The organism is Herbaspirillum sp. GCM10030257, assembly GCF_042666555.1.
Taxonomy (GTDB): Bacteria; Pseudomonadota; Gammaproteobacteria; order Burkholderiales; family Burkholderiaceae_D; genus Noviherbaspirillum.
Genome location: NZ_JBHTDH010000001.1, coordinates 13,603 through 37,004, shown reverse-complemented (window position 1 = coordinate 37,004; position 23,402 = coordinate 13,603). Strand labels below are relative to the sequence as shown.

Here is a 23,402-nt window from a genome sequence, read left to right as displayed (position 1 = left end):
ATGGCCGGAGCTGCTGTCTCAACTCTCCCGATATCCATACCGCGCGGTGAACCTGCCTATGCGCCGGCTGCCACGGTCGAACCGGTCTGGGTCCGCGCCGTACTGATTGGTATTGCGCTGGTTTTCCTGACCCTGTTCCTTTTCATCCCGCTGGTCGCTGTGTTTGCCGAGGCATTGAAGAAAGGCTGGGATGCGTACACGTCGGCGATTGTGGAGCCCGATGCGATTTCGGCCATCAAGCTGACCTTGTTAACCGCTGCGATAGCCGTGCCGCTGAACCTCGTCTTCGGTGTCGCGGCTGCCTGGACCATTGCCAAGTTCGACTTCCGTGGCAAGAACATCCTGCTCACGCTGATCGATTTGCCGTTTTCGGTATCGCCGGTCATCTCCGGCCTGATTTACGTGCTGCTGTTTGGCGCACAAGGCTGGTTCGGTCCATGGCTGCGCGAGCATGACATCAAGATCCTGTTCGCGGTGCCGGGTATCGTGCTGGCGACTGTCTTCGTCACTTTTCCCTTCGTTGCACGCGAGCTGATTCCGTTGATGCAGTCGCAGGGCAGCGAAGAGGAAGAAGCGGCGCTCGTGTTAGGCGCATCCGGGTGGCGTACCTTCTGGCATGTGACGCTGCCCAATATTAAATGGGGCCTGCTGTACGGGGTCATCCTGTGCAATGCACGTGCGATGGGCGAGTTCGGTGCCGTCTCGGTGGTCTCGGGCCACATCCGTGGCGAGACCAATACCATGCCTCTACAGGTAGAAATTCTATACAACGAATATAACTTTGCGGCTGCGTTCGCGGTGGCCTCGCTGCTCGCCTTATTGGCACTGGTGACGCTGGCGCTCAAGAGCTTCGTTGAATGGCGCGCGCACGATCTGAATCTGAAAACGCTGAATGAGGGCGAGGGAAAATCATGAGTATCGAAGTCCGCAACATCAACAAGCGCTTTGGCAATTTCGTTGCGCTCGATAATGTATCGCTCAGCTTTCCGCAGGGTGAACTGACCGCCTTGCTGGGCCCTTCGGGCTGCGGCAAAACTACCTTGTTGCGCATCATCGCGGGCCTCGAACAGCCGGATGCAGGACAAGTTTTCCTGGATGGACAGGACGCGTCTGCGCACCACGTTCGCGAGCGCCAGGTCGGCTTCGTGTTCCAGCACTACGCCTTGTTCAAGCATATGACCGTGTTCGAGAATATCGCGTTCGGGCTGCGGGTCAAGCCTCGCAACCTGCGTCCATCTGAAGCGGACATCCGGCAAAAGGTCATGCAGCTGCTTGAGCTCGTGCAACTGGACTGGCTGGCCGACCGCTATCCGCCGCAACTTTCCGGTGGCCAGCGCCAGCGTATCGCTCTGGCACGCGCACTGGCGGTGGAACCCCGCGTCCTTCTTCTTGACGAGCCTTTTGGTGCGCTTGATGCCAAGGTTCGCAAGGAATTGCGCCGGTGGCTGCGCCGCCTGCATGACGAACTGCACGTGACCAGTATCTTCGTCACGCATGATCAGGAAGAAGCGCTGGAAGTCGCTGACCAGATCGTGCTCATGAACAAAGGCAAGGTCGAGCAGATCGGTGCGCCGGACGAGGTGTACAACCATCCGTCGTCGCCTTTCGTGTATGGTTTTCTGGGCAACGTCAACCTGTTCCACGGCCGTGTTCATGAAGGCGTGCTGGATGCCGGTGGTGTCACGCTCGACGCGCCGGATCATGTGCAGGCGCAGGATGCGAAAGGTGTCGGTTTCGTCCGCCCGCACGAGTTGGAAGTCGACCGTTATACCGCCAATGCAGAAGGCATCGTAGCCCGCCTGCGCCGTGCCCATGCGATCGGCCCACTGGCGCAACTGGAACTGGAACGCGCCGATAACCAGGAACTCATCGAAGCTGTCATTTCGACCGAACGATACACACAACTCGGTTTCAGCGAAGGCGAAACACTGGTGGTGCGGCCCAAGCGCCTGCGTGTGTTTGTCGACCAGGCCATATAAGGGAGAAAGCAAATGAATTTTCAACAGCTGCGGTCAATCCGGGAAGCTGCGCGCCGCGGTTATAACCTGACCGAAGTCGCCAATGTCCTGTTCACCTCGCAGCCGGGTGTCAGCCGACAGATCCGCGAACTCGAAGAAGAGCTCGGCGTCGAAATTTTCGAGCGCAACGGCAAGCGGCTGACTGGCTTGACCCAACCCGGTAAAGGCATCCTGCAAATCATCGACCGCCTTTTGCTGGAGGCGGAAAACCTGCGACAGGCTAGCCAGGAATACGCGGGCGAAAAGAGTGGAACACTGAGCGTCGCGACGACCCACACCCAGGCACGTTATGTACTGCCGCAGGTAGTGCAATCTTTCCGTTCAACATTTCCCAATGTGCGCATCGCATTGCAGCAGAGCTCTCCGGAGCACATTGCCGAGTGGGTTATCTCCGGCAAGGCGGATGTGGGCATCGCCACTGAAGGCTTGAGTCAGTTCGAGGAACTGGTTTCTTTTCCGTGCTATCAATGGAGCCATGTGATCGTGGTACCCGAGGGGCACCCGCTGACACACCTTCATAGCGTATCGCTGGAAGATCTTGCCGCCTATCCTCTCATCACTTATGACGTCGGTTTTACCGGACGCAGCCATATCGACGACGCGTTCAGGCAGGCTGGTATTTCGACGGATATCGTGCTGACCGCGATGGATTCTGACGTGATCCAACAGTATGTGTCGCTTGGTCTCGGAGTAGGTATTGTTGCGTCGATGGCGGTCGAGCAAAGCCGCGGCGGACGTTTGCACGCAATCGAAGTGCCGCATCTGTTCGCGCCGAACGTGACGCGCCTGGCGGTGCGTCGTGGCGCTTATCTGCGGTCATATACCTATGAATTCATTCTGCAGTTTGCACCTGAGCTGAAGCGCTCGGACATCGAGACGGCGCTGAATATAGGTGGCGCTTAAGGCATCTACCAGTAGGGCAGGAGTGTCGTAGGGCGCCATGGTAATTGCGAATGGCGCCACTCCGTTGTGGCTCACGCGCGATAAGTTGATGCGGCGATCCGAAAGGACAGGGACGACTATCTGGTCGTCCCTTCTCATTTTTGCAGTGAATTAATCAGTTAACAGAGGTACATCAATTCGATTGGAACAACCGCAATTTGGGGCAGACGGTTCCTGGCATGATCTAATGACAAAGATATCTTTCAGGACGTTTGCCAAATGACGAAATTCTTTCACCACCCCAAAAGGCACCCCTCCGCAATATTGCTGCTCGTACAAGTGCTCGGCGTACTCCTGTATCCGTTCATCGAAGCCACAAAATTTGGCCAAACCGGCCTCAATGTCTTCGGTGTCATCGTGTTGGGCATGACAATTCGCACAGTTCACAGGACGCCGGGGCCAACCTGGATCAGCGTTACGCTCGCAGTCCCCGTCATCCTGCTCGTTGCGCTGCAAAGCCTCTTCGACATGCCTGGCTTGCTCCCTTGGTCATCCGCGCTGGAGGCCGCCTTCTATTTCTTTGCCGCCGCCAGTCTTATTGCCTACATGATGGAGGACTACCAGACAACCGTCGATGAGCTTTACGCAGCGGCCGCCACCTTCACACTGCTTATCTGGGCGTTCACCCATCTCTTTGTGATGACTCAGGCGCTGCAATCTGGTGCCTTCTCCGACAATGGTGCGATCCGCACTTGGTCCGACCTGAACCACCTGAGCTTTGCGCTGCTGACGGGCACCGGGATGGGTAACATCGTGGCCGTCTCGGCGCACGCCCGCTCATTGGCCAGTATCGAGATGCTGACAGGGTTGATGTATCTGGCCGCCGTTGTTACTCGGCTCATCGGTTTCACGATGCCCTCGGCGAAGCCATCATCAAAGCATAAAAATAGCGACAGCGCTGAAACCGACTAGCACGGCTGGCACACCGATTTCTCGGCGAGCACACAGGCCGATTTACCATTAAGCTCTGCTTTTCGACCCGTCGGCTCTCATATCCTGTCCGCGAACCTGTCCATGCCCGATTCCCGCTCTATTGGTTTGCTTTACTTACTTGCCACTTCAATTGGATGGGGATTGAACTGGCCGGCGATGAAGTTCCTCCTGCAGGAATGGCCACCCCTGTTCGCGCGCGGGACCTCGGGTCTTTGCGCGGCACTGATCATCGCAGTGATCGCCGCGTCAACCGGAAGAAGTCTGATCGTGCCACGTGAGTATGTCGGCCGGATTTCGCTCGGCGCATTCTTCAATATCTTTGCGTGGATGGGTTTTTCCACTTTATCCATGCGCTGGCTGAACGCTGGGCAGGGAGCGCTTCTTGTTTATACGATGCCGGTGTGGGCCACATTGCTCGCGTGGCCTTTTCTGGGACGAAAGCCAAGTGCCAAAAGTATCGTGGGGCTGGCATTGTGCCTTGCCGGCATAGCGTTGTTGTTCGCCGGTTCAACCTCTGGCATAGGGGTCGGCAAGTGGCCAGGCGTACTCTTTGCATTGGCTGCTGCAATGTTGTTTGCGCTTGGTACAGTGGCAATGAAGCCGCTGCCTATCGATCCCCTTGCACTGGTCAGCTGGCAGCTCGCCATTGGATGCCTGCCAATGGTGCTGTTCGGCGTTCTGTTTGAACGTCCAGAACTGTCTGCCCTAAGTATCCGGGGCGGCGCGGTCATGGTGTACATGACGTTGGTGCCGATGGGGTTGTGTTACATCATGTGGTTTGCCGCCCTGCGCCGGGTACCTCCGGCTTTGGCGTCTATCGCCACCTTGTTGACGCCTGTCGTGGGCGTCTTTGCAGCTGCCTTGAGTCTTGGAGAGCCTTTGGGGTTGAGGGAGCTTGGGGCGATGGCGTTGACGCTGGCGGGCGTCGCGACGGCGCTAAGATCCACAAAAACCTAGCCAGAAGGGTTGGTGCCGACCTGAACACGGCGAACGCACATCATCCGCCACGGCGTCGCTTTTGCAGCATGCCGCCTTGCGGCGGGATATCAGGTGCCGTGTTTTCGAAAACCGCTTTCAGATAGGCGATGATATCGGCGCGCTCCTGCGCATCTGTGATTCCCTTGAAATTCATGCTGGTTCCAGGAATGAATTTTTGAGGGGCGCTGAGCCACTTGTCGAGGTTCTCCTGATTCCATTCGATGTTTGCTTCTCTCAGCCCGGAAGAGTAACTGAGAAACCCTTCAACTGTTCCAGCCTTACGGTTCCACATGGTGGCCAGGCTAGGCCCGATCGAGTGCTCGCCTGGTTTGACCGAATGGCAGGCCATGCATGGCCGGAAATCGCGTGCGCCACGTTCAGGATCTCCGGCGGCATGCGCCGTACCGGTAAAAAGCGCGAACAACATGCTTGCCATCTTAAAAACGAATGCGGTAGAAGAATAACTCATGACGACTCCTGTCTTGTCATATGGATTAATGATGTGCACCCATTACAGCCTGCGACAGCAGGTTACGGGTATAGAAATTGCGATATCGCCATATCGCCGGGATAGACACGAATGCATGAAGCATCATCCCGCAGGTAAAGGACGTAGAGACTGTTGCAGGGAACATGCCAGCCGGCTTGACTTAGTTAGGGAAACTTCTAAACCTTTGAAAAACCATGGTTATTCAAAGACAGTCGCTGATTGGCTGGTTCTCTTGAAAGAGAATTTCCACATCTTCTGTTTGGTGTGAACCAACACGTTGTGCGGGATTAAGCATCAGGACTAAACAGTGGTGCCAGGGTATCGCGAGATGGCGACGTGCATCCGCTAAAGTACGGCTTTCCAGCCTCGGGTTTCAATATGCGTTTGAAGTGCGCACAACTTTTGCACGAATCATGATGAAGTCATGGAACCTGGAAACTCTTGTCATCTTCTTTCGCGTATCCTTCTACACAGTCTAACGATGTTGCGGCCTCAACTTCGCCGTCAGCATAATTCGCCGCTCCTAAATCGATCGAGCGTAATCCGCATTAATTCAGAACCCATCGATTCTTCCCAAGCAACCTCATGAAAATCAATCTCGAGTCCCGCAGGAAAAGTCTGCTATCCATAACTGCAACAGTGTCGGCAGTCGTTGTGTTGGCAGTGCTTGCCGCATGCGCAGGCATCCCTGAACAGCACCGTACGCCACGCAAGGAAACGGTCTACGCGGTAACCGCTGCTAACCATTTGATCAAGTTCAACGCCGGCGAACCCGGAAAGCTACTGTCGCAGCAGCCTCTGGTTGGCATGCACGACAAGGAGACATTGCTTGGCATCGATTACCGTGTCGCTAAGGGATGGTTGTATGGGCTAAGTAGCAGTGGCCGCCTTTACCGTATCAACACAGGTAACGGCACAGTGACAATGATAGGCAGCGGGTCAGTGGCGATGATGCAGGCCGTTTCAGAAGTCGGCTTCGACTTCAATCCCACAGTTGACCGCATTCGCGTAGTGAGCAACAAGGGCGAAAATCTGCGCATTCATCCGGACACTGGTGCCATAGTCGATGGCGATCCGAACACGCCTGGCTTGCAGGCTGACGGCAAACTGGTTTACGCGGCGGGAGACATCCATGCGGGGCGGATACCCGCCATCGTCGCAGCCGGTTACACCTACAACAAACAGGATGAGAAGCTCACCACCAATTTCGCCATCGATGCGGCGTACGGCACGCTGGTGACCCAAGGCAGCCGCGAGGGCAAAACCCCGGTGGTGTCACCCAATACTGGCCAGGTATATACCGTTGGTCCGCTTGGTATGGGTGCAGTCGAAAAAGTATCGTTCGACATCGCCGATGTTTCCGGCGCCGCCTTTGTCGCAGCCAGCCAACTAGGTGCACTGTCGTCTTCGTGGTACGAAGTCAATCTTGATACTGGCAAGGCCACCAGGATCGGCACGATCGGTGCACCCGAGCGCGTTGTCGGAATAGCCATCGAGCCCTAAGCACTTGCCACACACAATCTGTACATTAGAGCGCTTTCACCCTGACCGTACCGACGATGCCGGATGCTTCTAGAAGCCAGGCAGGCCAGTTTTGGCTAGCCTGCCTGGCCTTACCCATCCCGTAGGGAAGGTGGGGCACGATAGCCCCAGCTACCGACTAGCCACTCAAGGCATCAGAGGCTTGTTTGCCGCCTGCTTTGCCTTGATATCCTTCAGCGTACGGCCCATTGCCGCGACGCGGAAGTTGGTGCCGGGATGCATGGCGGTATAGGCGTTCAGCACTGTCGGCGGATATTGCGTCGCTAACCGGCGCCAGAATGGAACGGTGTCGTCGATCTTGTAGCCGGCACGGACCAGCATATAGAGCGACAGCCTGTCGGCAATGGCATCCAGTTCTTGCGGCATGGGCTTGACGCCTGCAAGTCCACTCATGGTGCTCATGTCGGGCCGAATGCGTGTCAGGTTGTCGATAATCCCACCGACTGTCGCACTCATGCGCTGGCGTGCAGGATGGCCGAGCGTGTTATGGGCCATTTCCTTTGCCAGTACGTAGGCAAGCTCGTCGTCGGTCTTTGCAAAATTCATCATGCCACGCGATACCAGCACCCGGTAGCCGTCTGCATACGCGGTGACGTTATCGGTATTGCCAAGTTCAAATCCATAAGCGCAGGCATGGGTCAGCGGAACATTCAATGTGACATTGCTGCCATCACGCAGCACCGCGATTTTGACTGATGAACGGCCAGTGACCAGTGGCGCAAGAACGGAGGCGGCCTGACGTTCCGCATTCTCGCCTTCGGGCAGGATACGATCTTCGACGGACAGCAGGACGTCGCCGGCGCGCACACCTGCATTCGCCGCACCGCTACCGGCCAGTACGCCCATGATCCGCAGCTTGTCGCCCAACCCCAGTACCTTTTGCGCTGCGGCTATGTATTCGTTCGAATAGGAATAGCGGTTCTTGGCCGTAAAGCCGAGCAGGTTGCGTGCCTGGGACTTGCAAAGCTGGGGGTTATTGACGATCAGTGGTGCCGCAACCCGGTACAACCGGTCCTGCATCGTAGCGAGCGACTGCAACGCAATTTCTTCCTGTGTCGGTGGCGCCGGCGGTGCCGTGCGTACGCTTGGTTCCGCCGGTCTGGCCGGCAAATCGGGCGGAGCGGAAGTGGTGGTGGCGCAGGCTGCCAGCAGCAATGCGGCGGGGATCAGCAGCAGTTCCTTGCGAGGCGCGGCAATCTGCAAAAGCGGTTGAAGTCGCGTGAGAACAGGCATGTGTCTTCCTTTATTAATGTTTCCCGGTGCTGCCAAAACCGCCGGCACCGCGTTCGCTGGAATCGAATTCATCCACCACGTTGAAACCCACCTGCAACACGGGAACGATGACCAGTTGCGCCAGTCGTTCCATTGGATTGAGAGTGAATTCGGTTTGTCCGCGATTCCAGGTCGATACCATCAGCTGGCCCTGGTAATCGGAATCGATCAGGCCAACGAGATTGCCCAGCACGATGCCATGCTTGTGGCCCATGCCGCTGCGAGGAAGGATCATCGCGGCATAGCCCGGGTCGGCGAGGTGAATGGCCAGGCCAGTGGGAATGAGATGGGTTTCGCCAGGGCGAATGGTCATCGGTTCATCGATGCAGGCGCGCAGGTCGAGCCCGGCGCTTCCCGGGGTTGCATAAGCGGGAAGCTGTTCTTTCATGCGCGGGTCGAGGATTTTGACGTCTATGGATTTCATGAGGTGTAAGAATAAAGTTGCATGTCCGAAGACGCACAGGGGCTTACAAAAAAATACAGCTTATCGTTGCGCTATCACAAGCGGCCGGCAATCTCGCTGACCAGTTGCCGCGCCAGAGAATGCTTGTCCGCGCGCGCAAGGCGCTTGTTGCCAGCATCGTCGAACAGCACCAGCTCGTTCTCATCCTTGCCAAACGTCTGATGACCGATATTGCCGACCAGGAGAGGAATGCCCTTGCGCTTGCGCTTGGCCTCACCGTATTCGAGCAGGTTTTCGGATTCGGCTGCAAAGCCGACGCAGTAGGGCTTGTCTTTCAGGGCGGCGACGGCAGCGAGGATGTCCGGATTCTGTTCGAATTGCAGTTGCGGCACATCGCCGGCTTCGTTCTTTTTCAGCTTCTGGACGCTGGCATTGGCGACACGCCAGTCGGCTACCGCGGCGACCGCAATGAAGACATCCTGACTGGCCGCCCGGGACATGACCACGTCATACATTTGCTGCGCGGTCTGGACATTGATGCGGTGCACGCCGAAGGGTGTGGACAGGGCGGTGGGACCGGACACGAGCGTCACCTCGGCGCCGGCTTCACGTGCCGCGCGTGCGATCGCATAACCCATTTTCCCGGAAGAGAGATTGGTGATGCCACGCACCGGGTCGATAGGCTCAAAGGTCGGGCCCGCGGTAACGAGGACGCGTTTGTTGGTCAGGACCTTGTTGCGGAATGAGGCAATGATTTCTTCAAGCAGTTGCTCGGGTTCCAGCATGCGCCCCATGCCGGTTTCCCCGCAAGCTTGCTCACCGGCGTCGGGACCAAGAATGTGGATGCCATCGGACCGCAACTGCGTGGCATTGCGTTGTGTTGCGGGGTTCTGCCACATCTCGACGTTCATTGCCGGCGCGACGAGCAAGGGTACGGTCATCGGGCGTGCAACGCACAGGGTCGACAGCAGGTCGTCGCAGGCGCCATGCGCGAGCTTGAACATGAAATCCGCGGAGCAGGGCGCGATGACAATCGCATCCGCATCGCGCGTCAGGTCGATGTGCGGCATGTTGTTTGCAATCCGCGCATCCCATTGGTCGGTATAGACCGTGCGGCCAGACAGGGCCTGCATGGTGACCGGCGTAATGAAGTGCGTCGCCGCATTGGTCATCACGACCTGGACCGTTGCGCCGGCCTTGACGAGGCCGCGCGTCAGTTCGGCAGCCTTGTAGCAGGCCACGCCACCGGTAAGGCCCAAGACGATTCGTTTCCGTGCGAGGTCCATGCAAGTTCCCAATAATCCAATGGCGTTAGTGTAGCAGTGTTGCCAACAAGTTATTTCCCGACGCGCCGGAGTTCATCAATGACGAACAGGATGGCACCGCCGACGATGGCCATGTCGGCGACGTTAAACGCCGGCCAGTGCGGCAGGCTGGAATTTGGTATGTAAAAATCAAGGAAGTCGATCACGTGGCCATAGAGCACACGGTCGATCACATTGCCGACCGCGCCGCCAAGGATCAATGCCAGCGCCCAGCAAAACAAACGTTGCCCGGCGTGACGCTTCAGCAGATAGGTGATAAAGATCACCGCGGCAATGGCGACGCCAGTAAATACATAGCGCTGCCAGCCCGATTCGTTGGCAAGGAAACTGAATGCGGCGCCTTTGTTATAGGCGAGCACCAGGTTGAAGAAAGAGGTGACGGGAACCGACTCACCAAAGGTAAACATCTTGTTGACCGTAATCTTGGTGATCTGGTCAATCAGGACAATGATTGCAGCAATACCAAGCCAGGGCGCAATGCTCGCGCTCTGTCCTGACGAAAACATCTTGATGCTCTTTTGTTTGGATGCCATAGCAGGAATTTAAGTTATCGACCGGTTGCCTGAGTGTTGAACATGCAAAATTCAACGTTCAACGGTGTCATGGACATGCGAAACAAGTACCGGCCCGTCCAACAGTGTTGCCTGCATTCTTTTAAGGGAAATGCAGGCAACAAGAATGCTGTCCGTGCCGGCTGCGAATACAAACTTATACAAACTGATGCGGGCTTATGCCGGCTTACGCGAACTTGCGCGGCTCCGCACGGCCGAACAAGTTGTTGAAGCAGCGTCCGCACAGGCCGGGATGTTCGGCATGGGCGCCCACGTCGGCGCGATAGTGCCAGCAGCGTTCGCACTTCTGATGCGCCGAGGGCGTGACCGTCACAGCTTCTTCCGCTGCGTTGTTTACTTGCGTGACCTTTGCTGCCGAGGTGATGAACACATACTTCAGGTCATCATCGAGGCTGTTGAGCAAACTGAACTTGTCGCCGCTCGCCTTGATCTCGATTTCCGCCTGCAGCGAGGAGCCGATGCCGCCGGCCACACGCACTTCTTCCAACTGCTTGGTCACGTCGGTGCGAACTTCACGCAAGACGGCATACTTGGTCAGCAGCATGTCACGATCGGCAATCTCGGGCAGCGCGTAATAAACCTGCGTGAAAATGGTTTCGTCGCTTTCCGCGTAGCCTTCCGGGCCGGCAAACACCGCCCATGCCTCTTCCGCCGTGAACGACAGGATCGGCGCCATGACGCGCAGCAATGCCTGGGTGATATGCCAGATCGCAGTCTGCGCCGAACGACGTGCGGCGGAAGTCGTGCCGCTCGTATACAGCCGGTCCTTCAGGATATCCAGATAAAAGCCGCCGAGGTCTTCCGAGCAGTACATCTGCAGTTTGGCGACCACCGGGTGGAATTCGAACACCTCATAGTTTTGCAGGATATCGGCCTGCAATTCGGCCATACGCGCGATCGCATAGCGGTCGATTTCAAGCAGGTCGGCAACCGGCACCGCATCTTTCCTCGGATCGAAGTCCGACGTGTTTGCAAGCAGGAAACGCAGCGTATTGCGGATACGGCGATAGGATTCCACCACGCGCTTGAGGATCTCGTCAGAGATGGACAGTTCGCCGGAGTAATCGGTCGACGCTACCCACAAGCGAAGGATCTCGGCGCCAAGGGTGTCCGACACCTTTTGCGGCGCGACCACGTTGCCCTTGGACTTGGACATCTTCTTGCCTTCACCGTCGACGACGAACCCGTGCGTCAGCAAGGCCTTGTACGGCGCGCGGCCGTTGATCATCGACGACGTCAGCAGCGAGGAATGAAACCATCCGCGATGCTGGTCCGAACCTTCGAGGTAAAGGTCGGCCGGGAAAGCCGATTCCGCCGCATGCGAGCCACGCAGCACGGTCTGGTGGGTCGTGCCGGAATCAAACCACACATCGAGCGTGTCCTTGTTCTTGACGTACATGTCGGCGTCATCGCCCAGCAGTTCTTTCGGGTCGAGTGCCTGCCAGGCTTCGATGCCGTGCTGCGCGACACGCTGTGCCACCTGTTCCAGCAGTTCAGGCGTTCGCGGATACAGTTCGCCAGTTTCCTTGTGCACGAAGAAAGCCATCGGCACACCCCACTGGCGCTGGCGCGACAGGGTCCAGTCGGGACGGTTGGCGATCATGCCGTGCAGACGGGCCTTGCCCCAGCTGGGGAAGAAGGCGGTTGCCTCGATACCGGCGAGCGCGGTTTCGCGCAAGGTCGGACCGTTGTCCTTCGGCTTGCGATCCATGCCGGCGAACCATTGGGACGTCGCGCGGTAAACGATCGGCGTCTTGTGGCGCCAGCAATGCATGTAGCTGTGGTCGAACATGACCAGCTTGAACAGCGAGCCGACTTCATCCAGCTTTGCGCAGATCGGCTTGGACGCTTCCCAGATATTCATGCCGCCAAAGAAGGGCAGCCAGGACGCGTATTTGCCGTCGCCCATCACCGGGTTAAGAATGTCGTCATCCTTCATCCCATGCGCCTTGCAGGACTGGAAGTCTTCGATGCCGTACGCAGGCGACGAGTGCACGATGCCGGTACCGGTATCGAGCGTCACGTATTCGCCCATGTAGACTGGCGACATGCGATCGTAGCCTTTGTCGGCGCCGGCGAACGGATGGCGGAAATTGATCAGCGACAGCGCTTCGCCCTTGGCCGTGGCGATGACCTTGCCTTCAAGGCCGTAACGCTGCAGCGAGGCTTCGACCAGATCCTGTGCGAGGATCAGCTGCATGGCTTCGCCGTTGCGCTCAGTCTGTATCAGTGCATAGTCAAACTCAGGATGCACGTTCAGCGCCTGGTTGGCGGGGATGGTCCACGGCGTGGTGGTCCAGATGACGATATACCCTTTGTCGGTCGGCAGCTTCTTCAGGCCAAATGCTTTGGCCAGCTTTTCCGGCTCGGCGAAAGGAAAGCCGACGTCGATGGCCGGGTCGCGCTTGTCCTGGTATTCAACTTCGGCTTCTGCCAGGGCCGAGCCACAGTCGAAGCACCAGTTCACCGGCTTGAGGCCGCGATAGACATAACCTTTTTCGAGGATGGTGCCGAGCGCACGGATTTCATCGGCCTCATTGCCGAAGTTCATGGTCTTGTAAGGATTGTCCCATTCGCCCAGCACGCCAAGACGGATGAAGTCTTTTTTCTGGCGCTCGATCTGTTCCGACGCATAGGCGCGCGACTTGGCCAGCACTTCGGCGGTCGGCAGGTTCTTTCCGTATTGTTTCTCGATCTGGATTTCGATAGGCATGCCGTGGCAATCCCAGCCCGGTACGTAATCCGCATCGAAGCCGGCCATATTGCGGGCTTTGACGATCATGTCCTTGAGGATCTTGTTGACCGCATGGCCGATATGGATGTCGCCGTTGGCGTAGGGAGGACCGTCATGCAGGATGAACTTCGGACGGCCCTTCGAGGCCTTGCGGATACGCTGGTAGATCTTCTTGTCTTGCCATTCCTTGACCCATTTCGGTTCGCGCTTGGCGAGATCGCCGCGCATGGGAAAGGCGGTTTCGGTCAGGTTGACCGGGTACTTGTTTTTTTGCTCGGACATGGTGGTTTCAATGTTAAAAATTCGGTGGATCAAACGGCATCGATATCAGCATCGTCTGATCGTCAAATTCGGTCTGTCGCCGACACGGCAAGCGCTTCGCGCTCTTTAAAGAAATCGCGGGCCTGCTGCACATCGCGTTCAATCGCAGCAGTGAGGGTCGGCAGGTCGATGTACTTTTCTTCGTCGCGAAGTTTCTTTAAAAACTCGACGCGCACGATCTTGCCGTAGCACTGTTCCGCGTAGTCGAACAGGTAGGTTTCCAGCAGCACGCGGCCGCTATCCTCTACCGTCGGCCGCACACCTAGGCTGGCGACACCTTCCAATGGATGATCTGCCAGGCCATGCACCTGCACCACGAATATGCCCGACAGCGCAGGGCGCTTGTGCGCCATGCGCAGGTTGAGGGTTGGAAAACCGATGGTGCGGCCCAGCTTCTTGCCATGGGTGACATGGCCGGAGACCGCGTAGGGATGGCCGAGCAATTGCGCCGCCAGCGCAAAGTTGCTGTCGGCCAGCGCGGCGCGCACAGCCGACGAGGATATCCGGGTGCCTTCATTGGTCACGGCCGGCATGGCTTCGACGTGGAAGCCGTATTTCTTGCCTGCTTCGATCAGCGTTGCGACATTGCCTGCGCGCTTGGAGCCATAGCAGAAATCTTCGCCGACCATCAGCCATTTGACGTGCAAGCCTTCCACCAGGACCTTCTCGACGAAGTCATCCGGAGACATGGAGGCGAAATGGGCATTGAAATGCTCGACGATGACACGGTCGATGCCGGCATTGGATAAAGACTGGAGTTTGTCGCGCAAGTTGGCGATCCGGGTCGGCGCGCGCGACAGGTCGCCGGCCAGACGGGCGAAGAACTCGCGCGGATGCGGCTCGAAGGTCATGACGGCCGCTTCGACACCAAGTCGCGTCGCTGCTTCGCGCACGTGCGCAAGCAGGGCCTGATGGCCACGGTGCACGCCGTCGAAGTTGCCGATCGTCAGCGCGCAGGGCGCTCGCGATGCAGCGTTGGGAAGTCCGCGAAATACCTTCATGGAGATGGCTCGGAGTCCAGATGCAAAACCTGTGATTATATGCGCTTTCGCGCGCTTTTCCGCCCTGCAAGGGGAGGTTGGGGTGCCAAAGTGTCAATCAATTCGCGATCCGGCACCAGAATCCCGCACTTCGGCGGAACGCGGATCCTGCCGATAGTAGTCTTTCAGCAAGCGATAGATCGCTGGATACGCCAGTGCAAGCGGCTCCGGGAAAACGAAAAATGCCTCGGACGCGACCGCGAAAAACTCTGCCGGATGCTTGGCTGCATACGGGTCAAGAGGCAATTGCGCGGCCAACGTGTCGTAGAGCGCCGCATGCTCGGGATTTTCATCATCGAAATCCGATGGTAACGCGGCATCAACCATCTCGACGCGCCGTAAAAAGTCCTGGTATGCAGCTGAAAATTCGCGCTTCCATTCCACTGCGCTTAACGCTCGATGCCATTCGGGCAAGAACGGCGGAAATCCGTTCGGCGATCCATTCCCCATATCTAATTTGTGGGCAAACTCGTGGATGACAACGTTGTATCCGGCAACATCGGTTTCCTCCACGTCTTCCCAGGACAACACCACCGCCCCGCCGGCATCGATGGCCTCCCCCGATACCGGCTCATGCCATTCATGCACTACACCGGCCTCGTCTACCTCCGCCTGCGGAATGATGAACGCCGCCGGATATACGATGACACCTGCCATGTCGTCATACATGTCAAGGGTGAGGTTAAGGACGGGCAGGCAAGCCTGGGCGGCGATCTGTACCGCGATCTCGTCGGTCAGCGCAAAACCACCGGCACCGGTAAAGGTTTTGCGCTCAAGCAGCGACTCGCTCAGGTTTTTCAGGCGAACGAGATCATCCGGCGCAAGCCGCCGCAGAAAGGGCAGGCGGCTGACGGCCGCTGCCCACATCGGGTTGGGAATACGGGGTGTTTGTCGGGCAAAGAGTCGGCGTAACCATTCCATGCCGGCATTGTTACCGATTTTAGTGATAGCCGCCCATGAAATGGTCCAGCAGCACACTCATGTTCCCTACACCGCCATGGGGGATCTGCCCTGCTGGAGTGAGTTGGTCGATCAGGTCGGGCAGCATGATGCTGAGGTGTTCAGCCGCCTCGTGTTCGGTATACCCTGTTTCCTCTGCAATCTGCTTAAGCTGGCCTTCACCAAGAATCTTTTCCATCTGGGACGGCGCGACCGCCATATTGGGTCCGGCACCGATCCACGAGCGGATAATATCGACTACTCCCTCTTCCCGGAAACGCTCAACCAGGCCGTGCAGACCCCCGGTCTGGCCGTTATTGGCAATCAGTGCCAAGGCCGCCTGCAACAGGCGAGTCCTGGAATCCATTAATGGCAAATGGTTATCGCCAAGCATGTCGAATGCCATGTCGAGCAGCCCCATCGCGTGCCTCCTCAGAAATTGGAGAAAGCAGTTACCTTAGGTGAAATGCGGACATGCCGGTGAGGAATCAACGGGACTTTTGATCTGGGTTTATGGCGCAAAATTTTTTGGCTTGAAAGAGCCTGGAAAAGTCCGGGCGGCTTTCTCAGAATTCGCCCCACACCGCATTCAGAGCAGAAATTGCAGCAATTCCGGCGGTTTCCGTACGCAGAACACGTTGTCCGATAGATAAGGAAAGCGTGCCTTGGCTGAGCGCCATGTTTTCCTCCTGCTCAGTGAATCCCCCTTCCGGACCAATCAGCAGAGACACGCATTGGGGCGGATGATGTCGCGCCCATTCAGAGAGTGATTGGGTTGCGCGCGGCGACAGCAGGATACGGCGATGCAAGTCGCTCTGGCTTATCCATTGGGTGAACTGTTCTGGTTCAGCAAGATGGGCCAGCCGGTTACGACCGCACTGTTCGGCAGCTGCTTCAATAATGTTCTTCCAATGTTCATACTTTTTCGCCGCACGCTCGGATGAAAGACGGACGACGCAACGCTGGGCCGCAATCGGCTGGATCGCGGTGGCACCAAGTTCCACCGCTTTTTCAATAATCCAGTCCATCTTGCTGCCTTCCGGCAGAGCCTGGGCCAGCGTCAATGCATACGGCAGTTCGGCTTCCCGCGGAGAAAAGGCTTTTACCTCTGCAACAGCCCGCCTGCGCTCTATGGTTTGCATGGTTGCTGTGAATTCTCCCCCTTCGCCGTTGAACAAGGTAATCGCTTCACCAATAGCAAGCCGGAGAACGTGGATGTGATGCGTAATATGTTCAGGCAGGGAAACTACCGTACCAATAGAAAGGGCTTGGGGGATATAGAAGCGGGGCATGTTTAGATTGGCGAGTTGTTTACGCAAAAGTATGCGTTGAAGTCGCAGGAAGTTGAATAGGCTGGTGCTTTGTTATTACTTTGTTATCTTTGTTTCCACTAAGTATTTACATGTAAACACATTGTAGCCACTTGGGATTTGCATAGTTATTACCAATAGGCAAAGAACTGAGCCATGGAGAACGCGGTGACCATGGGAGGCATGCCCTGATACCGTCCGATTTTAAATCCGTCAATCGCACTCTGGTAAAATATCGGGCTTTGCAACATCCCGCGTCCGGCAATGCGTGCCGCCCGCAGCCGCTCCAAGACCCGCCACATACCTTGATTTGACATGACTTCCACTCTCCCCACCGACAAGATGGCCAATGCGATCCGCGCATTGGCGATGGACGCAGTACAAAAGGCAAATTCCGGCCATCCCGGCATGCCCATGGGCATGGCAGAAATTGCCGTCGCACTGTGGACCAAGCACCATCGCCATAATCCGGTCAATCCGCGTTGGATCAACCGCGATCGCTTTGTTATTTCCAACGGCCACGGCTCCATGCTGCAGTATGCCTTGTTGCATCTGTCCGGCTACGACCTGTCGATGGAAGAAATCAAGAACTTCCGTCAACTGCATTCCAAGACGCCTGGTCACCCTGAGTATGAAATTACCGCCGGCGTGGAAACGTCGACCGGACCACTCGGCCAGGGCATTACCAATGCAGTCGGCATGGCATTGGCAGAAAAACTGCTTGCCGCCGAATTCAACAAGCCCGGCTTTGATATCGTCGACCATCACACTTACGTCTTCCTTGGCGACGGCTGCCTGATGGAAGGCATTTCGCACGAGGCCTGCTCGCTGGCCGGCACACTGCGTCTGTCCAAGCTGATTGCCCTGTACGACGATAACGGCATTTCCATCGACGGCAAGGTCGATGGCTGGTTTACCGACGATACACCCAAGCGTTTCGAATCCTACGGCTGGAACGTCATCCCCAATGTCGATGGTCACGATGTGGCCGCAATCGACGCTGCCATTGCGCAAGCGAAGAAGGCAGACAAGCCGACCTTGATCTGCTGCAAGACGGTCATCGGTAAAGGAGCGCCTAATATGCAGGGCACCGACAAGGTGCACGGTGCGGCGCTTGGCGACAAAGAAATCGCGGCGACGCGCGAAGCAATTGCATGGTCGCATACGCCATTCGAAATCCCCGCCGACGTCTATGCGGCATGGGATGCGAAGGCGCGCGGCCAAGCCCTGGAAAACGAATGGAATGCATTGTTCAAGGCATATGACGAGCGCTATCCGCAACAGGCAGGCGAGCTATTGCGCCGCATGAAAGGCGAGCTGCCCGGTAACCTGGACGATGCGATGAAGGCATACATTGCCTCCTGCGTTGAAAAGAAGGAAACCATCGCGACCCGCAAGGCCAGCCAGAACGCCATCCAGGCACTGGCGCCGGTGCTGCCGGAATTTCTCGGCGGTTCCGCCGACCTGACCGGCTCCAACCTGACCAACTGGAAGGAATCGGTCGCGGTGCGCAGCGAGCAGCCGGGCAACCACATCAATTACGGTGTGCGCGAGTTCGGCATGAGCGCCATGATCAACGGTATCGCACTGCATGGCGGCTATCTGCCTTTCGGCGCGACCTTCCTGACGTTCTCCGATTACAGCCGCAATGCGCTCCGCATGGCGGCACTGATGAAGATTCGCTCGTTGTTCGTGTTCACGCACGATTCGATCGGCCTTGGCGAAGATGGCCCGACCCACCAGTCGGTCGAGCATATCTCCAGCCTGCGGCTGATCCCGAACCTGGACAACTGGCGTCCTTGCGACACCGTGGAATCGGCAGTGGCATGGCAGCAGGCGGTAAAACGCCGCAATGGTCCGAGCACCTTGATTTTCTCGCGCCAGAATCTGCCGTACATGGAGCGCAACGAGCAGCAGATCAGCGACATCCAGCGTGGCGCCTACGTCTTGCGCGACGCGCAGGATGCGAAGGCGATACTGATTGCCACCGGTTCGGAAGTGGAACTGGCGATGAAGTCCGCGGATGAACTGGCCAAACAGGGCATCGCGGTTCGCGTAGTCTCCATGCCGAGCACCGACGTGTTCGACCGCCAGGATGCCGCATACAAGGCGAGCGTCCTGACGAAGGGCTTGCCGCGTGTTGCCATCGAGGCCGGTGTCACCGACTTCTGGTACAAGTACGTTGGCCTCGAAGGCGCGGTTGTCGGTATCGACACCTTCGGCGAATCCGCTCCGGCGGGCGTGCTGTTCAAGCACTTTGGCTTCACGACTGACAACGTCGTGGCGAAGGTGAAATCGGTATTAGGTTGATTTACAGTTTCCAGCGCCTTCCCGGTTGACGGGGAGGTTGGGTTGGGGCGAAGCGCGGGTCACATCGATCATGCGGAAATCGCTCCTGCCCAACCCGGCTCCGCGAGGAGCGGGAGCTGAATGATTACTTTGCTTTTTCATTCAGGAGAAAACCATGACTATTCGCGTCGCAATCAACGGCTATGGACGTATCGGCCGTAACATCCTTCGTGCGCACTACGAAGGCGGTAAGAAGAACGACATCCAGATCGTTGCGATCAACGACCTGGGCAATGCGCAATCGAACGCACACCTGACCCGCTACGACACAGCGCACGGCAAGTTCCCGGGCACCGTGGAAGTGGACGGCGACTTCATGATCGTCAATGGCGACAAGATCAAGGTTTTCGCGCAGCGCAATCCGGCTGAAATTCCGTGGGGTGAACTGAATGTCGACGTCGTGCTCGAGTGCACCGGCTTCTTCACCACCAAGGAAAAGGCATCGGCCCACCTGAAGGGCGGCGCCAAGAAGGTCATCATTTCCGCTCCAGGCGGCAAGGACGTTGACGCGACTGTCGTGTTCGGCGTCAATCAGGACGTGCTGAAGTCCTCGGACACCGTTATCTCCAACGCCTCCTGCACCACCAACTGCCTGGCACCGCTGGTCAAGCCGCTGCATGACAAGATCGGCGTGGTCAATGGCCTGATGACGACTGTTCACGCTTACACCAACGACCAGGTGCTGACCGACGTCATGCACGAAGACCTGCGTCGTGCGCGTTCGGCCACGCAATCGATGATTCCGACCAAGACTGGTGCTGCAGCCGCTGTTGGCCTGGTGCTGCCGGAACTGAACGGCAAGCTGGACGGCTTCGCGATCCGCGTTCCGACGATCAATGTGTCGATCGTCGACCTGTCGTTCATCGCTGCGCGTGATACGTCTGTGGATGAAATCAACGCGATCATGAAGGAAGCTTCTAATGGCGCGCTGAAGGGCATCCTGACTTACAACACTGATCCGCTGGTGTCGGTGGACTTTAACCATAATCCGGCATCGAGCAATTTCGATGCGACACTGACGAAGGTGTCTGGTCGTCTGGTGAAGGTATCGTCGTGGTACGACAATGAGTGGGGTTTCTCGAATCGTATGCTGGATACGACCGTGGCGTTGATGTCGGCTAAGTGATTTAGGTTTTTGCTTGTTGAAGGGGCGTATCTGGGAGATCAGGTACGCCTTTTTTGTTTTTTTGTTTCTCTTCGGTGATGCTGGTCTGTTTGTTCTTCGATCTACCTTGCCGGGACTGGCCCCGGCGGGCCACCTCCTTTCTTTGCTTCGCCAAAGAAAGGAGGCAAAGAAAGGCGACCCCGGTTCGGCGCTCTTTTGGCATCTGCACAGGGGCATTTTTAAACCCATCTCCGCCCTAACCCTCCTCTTGAAGAGGAGGGAACTTCGGCTCGCTCGCTGCGCATCGCATTGCCGCTTGCGTCTATCTTTGGTGCTTGTCGACGTTACGCACACCAATATGAAATCCGCTCTAATGCCCTTCAAGTCGCACCAGACTGACTCCTCCCCAACGTCATTCCCCACAACTCCCGCACTTTCGCAGCCGCAACTTCGACCTTCTCCACATCGACCCGCGCCCGGTCATTCCCCTGCAACCGGATCTGATGCTGCAACTTCCGGAACGTCCGATACGCATCCGCGACATCCCCCGCAAGTGATGCATCGATCAAACCCAATTCGCCGCACAACTTGAGCAAGGCGATATTCCCGATATCCGGCGTCAGTTGCGGATATTTGCACGCATTGCACAGTACCAGAAACTGCACGATGAACTCGATATCGATCATGCCGCCGGCATCGTGCTTGAGATCGAACTGTAAGGACCGGTTCGGATGTGCCTCATGCATCCTGGTACGCATCGCGGCGACTTCGCGACGCAGTTTTTCCTCGTCTCTCGGCTGACGCAAAACCCGTTCGCGGATCGCTTCAAAGCGTGCGCCGATCTCCGCATCGCCTGCGCAAAAGCGGGCACGGGTCAGCGCCTGGTGTTCCCACAGCCACGCATGTTCGGTCTGATATTTTTCAAAGGCCGAGACGCGCGACACGAGTAGACCACTCGCGCCATCCGGGCGTAACGCAATATCGATATCGAACAGGATGCCGGCGGGGGTATGGGTGGTCATCCAGGTAATGAAACGTTGCGCCAGCCTTGCATAGTTCGCCGGCGCTTCCTGATCGTCGTCATCGAACAGGAAAATCACATCCAGGTCCGAGGCATAACCCAGCTCTTTGCCTCCCAGCTTGCCATAGGCGATCACTGCAAATTTCGGCACTTCGCGATGCCGATTGTGGATGGTCTTCCAGACTGCGCCGATGGTTGCGCCAACAAGAATATCCGCAAGTGCTGACAAATGGTCGGCCAGCTTCTCCACCGTGAGCCCGCCTTCGAGGTCCTGCGCCAGTAAACGGAACAACTGCGCATGATGCAAGTCGCGCAGTACGTTCATTTGAAGCTCGGTGTCGCCATCCGCTGCATCCAGTTGGCGTTGCACTTCCTGCGCGAATGCAGCCCAGTCAGGCGCCGCCGTCAATGTACGGTCTTCAAGCAATTCATCCAGCAGGATGGGATGGCGGGTCAGATAGGTGGCCGCCCAGCCACTGGCGCCCATCATGCGAATCACCCGACCCAAAGTGTGCGGGTACTCGGTGAGCAGGGCAAGGTAAGCAGCGCGTCGTGCAATCGCTTCAAAAAAATCCAGCAGGCGGCCCAGAGTGTCCGCTCGCGCGTTTGACGTGGCGGCAATCAATGGCAGCGAGGCGTTAATCAGTGCCATCAATTTGGTTCGGCTTGCCTCAGGGAGCGATTGAAGGCGGTGCGACTGCGCGGTGGCAAGCAATCGTTTGGTAGCGCCTGGCACATCGTCGAAAGCCAGTGCTTGCAGACGTGCTTCGATGGCTTCACGGTGTTCGATGTCGGAAAGATTGCCTTGCACGATCGTCGCGGATTCGGCTTCCGGCGTGGCCGGCGTACCGCTTGCCTTGTCGGCAAAAATCGCATCGAACTGTGACGCAACAGTGGTGCGATGGGCGTCCAGCACTGCCAGTAGTGCGGGTACGTCGGCAAAACCCATCATTTTCGCGATCGCGAGCTGATCTTCCGGATTGGCGGGGAAGGTATGGGTCTGTGCATCGTCAAGATACTGCAAGCGGTGCTCAAGGTTACGCAGGAATGTATAAGCCTCTTGCAGTTGTTCCACTTCAGCAGCACTCAGCAGGTTTTTCTCGGCAAGCGTGACCAAGGTCGCACGTGTCGAACGGTCCTGCAGCGACAGGTCGCGCCCACCACGGATCAACTGGAATACCTGCGCCAGGAATTCGATTTCACGAATGCCGCCGCGTCCCAGCTTGACGTTGTTGGCCCGCTCCGGGTGACGCACCTCCTGCCGCTTCACCTCTGCACGGATTTGCCCGTGCATATTGCGCAAGGCTTCAATCGCGCCGAAATCAAGATAGCGACGGTAGACGAAAGGCCGCACGATCTGCTCAAGCGAGGCAATGTCTTCCGGGCGTCCGGTCAGCGCACGTGCCTTGACCCAGGCATAGCGCTCCCATTCCCGGCCTTGCACCAGCAAATATTCTTCCACCATCGCGAGACTTGCCGCGAGTGGCCCGGACGCGCCGTTTGGTCTCAATGCCATGTCGACCCGGAAGGTGAAACCGTCCTCGGTAATCTCTGACAGCGCGCCGATCAGCTTCTTGCCGACCCGAATAAAAAATTCGTGATTTGACAATTGCCGTTGCTCGGACGACGTCACGCTGGTCTCGCCGCTCTCCGGGTAGACAAAGATCAGGTCGATGTCGGACGACACATTCAGTTCATGCCCGCCCAGCTTGCCCATGCCGATCACTATCATTTCCTGCTGCTCGCCGGATTCGGCGCCGATGGGCGTGCCATGAAGTTCGACCAACTCTGCCGAGATTGCGGCAAGGTGGGTCTGTACGGCAAAATCGGCGAAGTTGCTGATGGTGGCCAGGATGTCAGCCAGCTCCGCCCGTCCGCCAAGGTCGCGATCGATCAAAGCGGACACCACCAGGTTGCGTACTCGCCGCATCGCTCGCGGAAGAGGCATGCCGGCAGCTGTTTCTTTTTGTAAAAGCCGAGCAAAAACCTCTGGCGTAATAGATAATCCGGCAAGCTCGGCTACCATGCCCGCGCGGGACGGGTCGGCGTTGAGCCACCTCGAGTAGAACCTTGAGGCAACTTCGCTGGTCAAAAGGGATGGGGTCACA

20 protein-coding genes are annotated in these 23,402 nt (G+C 57.4%); 8 read left to right on the top strand and 12 right to left on the bottom strand.

All coding sequences use genetic code 11. The features are described from left to right. The 5 genes from cysW (at position 1) to ACFQUU_RS00130 (ending at position 4,850) form a co-directional block, all read left to right on the top strand. Positions 1 to 915, top strand: coding sequence for a sulfate ABC transporter permease subunit CysW (gene cysW, locus ACFQUU_RS00150; RefSeq protein WP_382240868.1), 915 nt, complete (start codon positions 1 to 3; stop codon positions 913 to 915). Beyond that, a complete protein-coding gene (locus ACFQUU_RS00145) occupies positions 912 to 1,979 on the top strand; it encodes a sulfate/molybdate ABC transporter ATP-binding protein (protein ID WP_382240865.1) in 1,068 nt (355 codons plus the stop codon). The genes cysW and ACFQUU_RS00145 overlap by 4 nt, the downstream gene beginning before the upstream one ends. Before the next feature lie 12 nt (positions 1,980 to 1,991). After that, entirely contained in the window at positions 1,992 to 2,921 is a 930-nt protein-coding gene (locus ACFQUU_RS00140) for a CysB family HTH-type transcriptional regulator (protein WP_382240862.1), read from the top strand. A 258-nt stretch (positions 2,922 to 3,179) separates the two neighbouring features. Then, a complete protein-coding gene (locus ACFQUU_RS00135; protein ID WP_382240859.1) occupies positions 3,180 to 3,872 on the top strand; it encodes a two pore domain potassium channel family protein in 693 nt (230 codons plus the stop codon). A gap of 102 nt (positions 3,873 to 3,974) precedes the next feature. Next, complete coding sequence (locus ACFQUU_RS00130; protein WP_382240856.1) at positions 3,975 to 4,850, top strand: DMT family transporter; 876 nt, start codon at positions 3,975 to 3,977, stop codon at positions 4,848 to 4,850. 40 nt (positions 4,851 to 4,890) lie between these two features. Here the strand turns inward: ACFQUU_RS00130 and ACFQUU_RS00125 are convergent, their stop codons facing one another. Then, positions 4,891 to 5,340, bottom strand: a complete 450-nt coding sequence (locus tag ACFQUU_RS00125) for a c-type cytochrome (protein WP_382240853.1) — start codon at positions 5,338 to 5,340, stop codon at positions 4,891 to 4,893. Positions 5,341 to 5,946: 606 nt separating this feature from the next. Here ACFQUU_RS00125 and ACFQUU_RS00120 point away from each other — a divergent pair. Beyond that, positions 5,947 to 6,864, top strand: a complete 918-nt coding sequence (locus ACFQUU_RS00120; RefSeq protein WP_382240850.1) for a DUF4394 domain-containing protein — start codon at positions 5,947 to 5,949, stop codon at positions 6,862 to 6,864. A gap of 165 nt (positions 6,865 to 7,029) precedes the next feature. Here the strand turns inward: ACFQUU_RS00120 and ACFQUU_RS00115 are convergent, their stop codons facing one another. From ACFQUU_RS00115 to ACFQUU_RS00070, 10 genes are all read right to left on the bottom strand, one after another. After that, positions 7,030 to 8,136, bottom strand: a complete 1,107-nt coding sequence (locus tag ACFQUU_RS00115) for a M48 family metalloprotease (RefSeq protein ID WP_382240848.1) — start codon at positions 8,134 to 8,136, stop codon at positions 7,030 to 7,032. 13 nt (positions 8,137 to 8,149) lie between these two features. Next, positions 8,150 to 8,599, bottom strand: coding sequence for a dUTP diphosphatase (dut, locus tag ACFQUU_RS00110; RefSeq protein WP_382240845.1), 450 nt, complete (start codon positions 8,597 to 8,599; stop codon positions 8,150 to 8,152). A 74-nt stretch (positions 8,600 to 8,673) separates the two neighbouring features. Further along, positions 8,674 to 9,864, bottom strand: coding sequence for a bifunctional phosphopantothenoylcysteine decarboxylase/phosphopantothenate--cysteine ligase CoaBC (gene coaBC, locus ACFQUU_RS00105; RefSeq protein ID WP_382240842.1), 1,191 nt, complete (start codon positions 9,862 to 9,864; stop codon positions 8,674 to 8,676). A 50-nt stretch (positions 9,865 to 9,914) separates the two neighbouring features. Further along, a complete protein-coding gene (gene lspA / locus ACFQUU_RS00100) occupies positions 9,915 to 10,436 on the bottom strand; it encodes a signal peptidase II (protein ID WP_382240839.1) in 522 nt (173 codons plus the stop codon). Positions 10,437 to 10,641: 205 nt separating this feature from the next. Then, positions 10,642 to 13,491 (bottom strand): isoleucine--tRNA ligase, encoded by a 2,850-nt coding sequence (gene ileS / locus ACFQUU_RS00095; protein ID WP_382240837.1) that lies wholly within the window; start codon positions 13,489 to 13,491, stop codon positions 10,642 to 10,644. A gap of 62 nt (positions 13,492 to 13,553) precedes the next feature. Then, a complete protein-coding gene (locus ACFQUU_RS00090; RefSeq protein WP_382240834.1) occupies positions 13,554 to 14,531 on the bottom strand; it encodes a bifunctional riboflavin kinase/FAD synthetase in 978 nt (325 codons plus the stop codon). A gap of 93 nt (positions 14,532 to 14,624) precedes the next feature. Next, a complete protein-coding gene (locus ACFQUU_RS00085; RefSeq protein WP_382240831.1) occupies positions 14,625 to 15,491 on the bottom strand; it encodes a zinc-dependent peptidase in 867 nt (288 codons plus the stop codon). Positions 15,492 to 15,510: 19 nt separating this feature from the next. Next, a complete protein-coding gene (locus tag ACFQUU_RS00080; RefSeq protein WP_382240828.1) occupies positions 15,511 to 15,930 on the bottom strand; it encodes a YidB family protein in 420 nt (139 codons plus the stop codon). A 145-nt stretch (positions 15,931 to 16,075) separates the two neighbouring features. Further along, complete coding sequence (locus ACFQUU_RS00075) at positions 16,076 to 16,801, bottom strand: 16S rRNA (uracil(1498)-N(3))-methyltransferase (RefSeq protein ID WP_382242131.1); 726 nt, start codon at positions 16,799 to 16,801, stop codon at positions 16,076 to 16,078. 149 nt (positions 16,802 to 16,950) lie between these two features. After that, on the bottom strand, positions 16,951 to 17,136 hold the full coding sequence (locus ACFQUU_RS00070) for a hypothetical protein (RefSeq protein WP_382240825.1): 186 nt from the start codon (positions 17,134 to 17,136) through the stop codon (positions 16,951 to 16,953). Between ACFQUU_RS00070 and tkt the strand changes: the two genes are divergently transcribed. Further along, a complete protein-coding gene (tkt, locus tag ACFQUU_RS00065) occupies positions 17,135 to 19,129 on the top strand; it encodes a transketolase (protein ID WP_382240822.1) in 1,995 nt (664 codons plus the stop codon). The two genes, ACFQUU_RS00070 and tkt, sit on opposite strands and share 2 nt — an antisense overlap. Positions 19,130 to 19,283: 154 nt before the next feature. After that, a complete protein-coding gene (gene gap, locus ACFQUU_RS00060; RefSeq protein WP_382240819.1) occupies positions 19,284 to 20,294 on the top strand; it encodes a type I glyceraldehyde-3-phosphate dehydrogenase in 1,011 nt (336 codons plus the stop codon). Positions 20,295 to 20,653: 359 nt separating this feature from the next. Here gap and glnE read toward each other — a convergent pair whose 3' ends face one another. Next, entirely contained in the window at positions 20,654 to 23,401 is a 2,748-nt protein-coding gene (glnE, locus tag ACFQUU_RS00055) for a bifunctional [glutamate--ammonia ligase]-adenylyl-L-tyrosine phosphorylase/[glutamate--ammonia-ligase] adenylyltransferase (protein ID WP_382240816.1), read from the bottom strand. Position 23,402 lies beyond the last annotated feature (1 nt).

What these genes read in the sequence shown, in the direction of transcription:
- cysW (WP_382240868.1), top strand. Translation starts at nt 1, where the DNA reads ATGGCCGGAGCTGCTGTCTCAACTCTCCCGATATCCATACCGCGCGGT.
- ACFQUU_RS00145 (WP_382240865.1), top strand. Translation starts at nt 912, where the DNA reads ATGAGTATCGAAGTCCGCAACATCAACAAGCGCTTTGGCAATTTCGTT.
- ACFQUU_RS00140 (WP_382240862.1), top strand. Translation starts at nt 1,992, where the DNA reads ATGAATTTTCAACAGCTGCGGTCAATCCGGGAAGCTGCGCGCCGCGGT.
- ACFQUU_RS00135 (WP_382240859.1), top strand. Translation starts at nt 3,180, where the DNA reads ATGACGAAATTCTTTCACCACCCCAAAAGGCACCCCTCCGCAATATTG.
- ACFQUU_RS00130 (WP_382240856.1), top strand. Translation starts at nt 3,975, where the DNA reads ATGCCCGATTCCCGCTCTATTGGTTTGCTTTACTTACTTGCCACTTCA.
- ACFQUU_RS00125 (WP_382240853.1), bottom strand. Translation starts at nt 5,340, where the DNA reads ATGAGTTATTCTTCTACCGCATTCGTTTTTAAGATGGCAAGCATGTTG.
- ACFQUU_RS00120 (WP_382240850.1), top strand. Translation starts at nt 5,947, where the DNA reads ATGAAAATCAATCTCGAGTCCCGCAGGAAAAGTCTGCTATCCATAACT.
- ACFQUU_RS00115 (WP_382240848.1), bottom strand. Translation starts at nt 8,136, where the DNA reads ATGCCTGTTCTCACGCGACTTCAACCGCTTTTGCAGATTGCCGCGCCT.
- dut (WP_382240845.1), bottom strand. Translation starts at nt 8,599, where the DNA reads ATGAAATCCATAGACGTCAAAATCCTCGACCCGCGCATGAAAGAACAG.
- coaBC (WP_382240842.1), bottom strand. Translation starts at nt 9,864, where the DNA reads ATGGACCTCGCACGGAAACGAATCGTCTTGGGCCTTACCGGTGGCGTG.
- lspA (WP_382240839.1), bottom strand. Translation starts at nt 10,436, where the DNA reads ATGGCATCCAAACAAAAGAGCATCAAGATGTTTTCGTCAGGACAGAGC.
- ileS (WP_382240837.1), bottom strand. Translation starts at nt 13,491, where the DNA reads ATGTCCGAGCAAAAAAACAAGTACCCGGTCAACCTGACCGAAACCGCC.
- ACFQUU_RS00090 (WP_382240834.1), bottom strand. Translation starts at nt 14,531, where the DNA reads ATGAAGGTATTTCGCGGACTTCCCAACGCTGCATCGCGAGCGCCCTGC.
- ACFQUU_RS00085 (WP_382240831.1), bottom strand. Translation starts at nt 15,491, where the DNA reads ATGGAATGGTTACGCCGACTCTTTGCCCGACAAACACCCCGTATTCCC.
- ACFQUU_RS00080 (WP_382240828.1), bottom strand. Translation starts at nt 15,930, where the DNA reads ATGGGGCTGCTCGACATGGCATTCGACATGCTTGGCGATAACCATTTG.
- ACFQUU_RS00075 (WP_382242131.1), bottom strand. Translation starts at nt 16,801, where the DNA reads ATGCCCCGCTTCTATATCCCCCAAGCCCTTTCTATTGGTACGGTAGTT.
- tkt (WP_382240822.1), top strand. Translation starts at nt 17,135, where the DNA reads ATGACTTCCACTCTCCCCACCGACAAGATGGCCAATGCGATCCGCGCA.
- ACFQUU_RS00070 (WP_382240825.1), bottom strand. Translation starts at nt 17,136, where the DNA reads ATGTCAAATCAAGGTATGTGGCGGGTCTTGGAGCGGCTGCGGGCGGCA.
- gap (WP_382240819.1), top strand. Translation starts at nt 19,284, where the DNA reads ATGACTATTCGCGTCGCAATCAACGGCTATGGACGTATCGGCCGTAAC.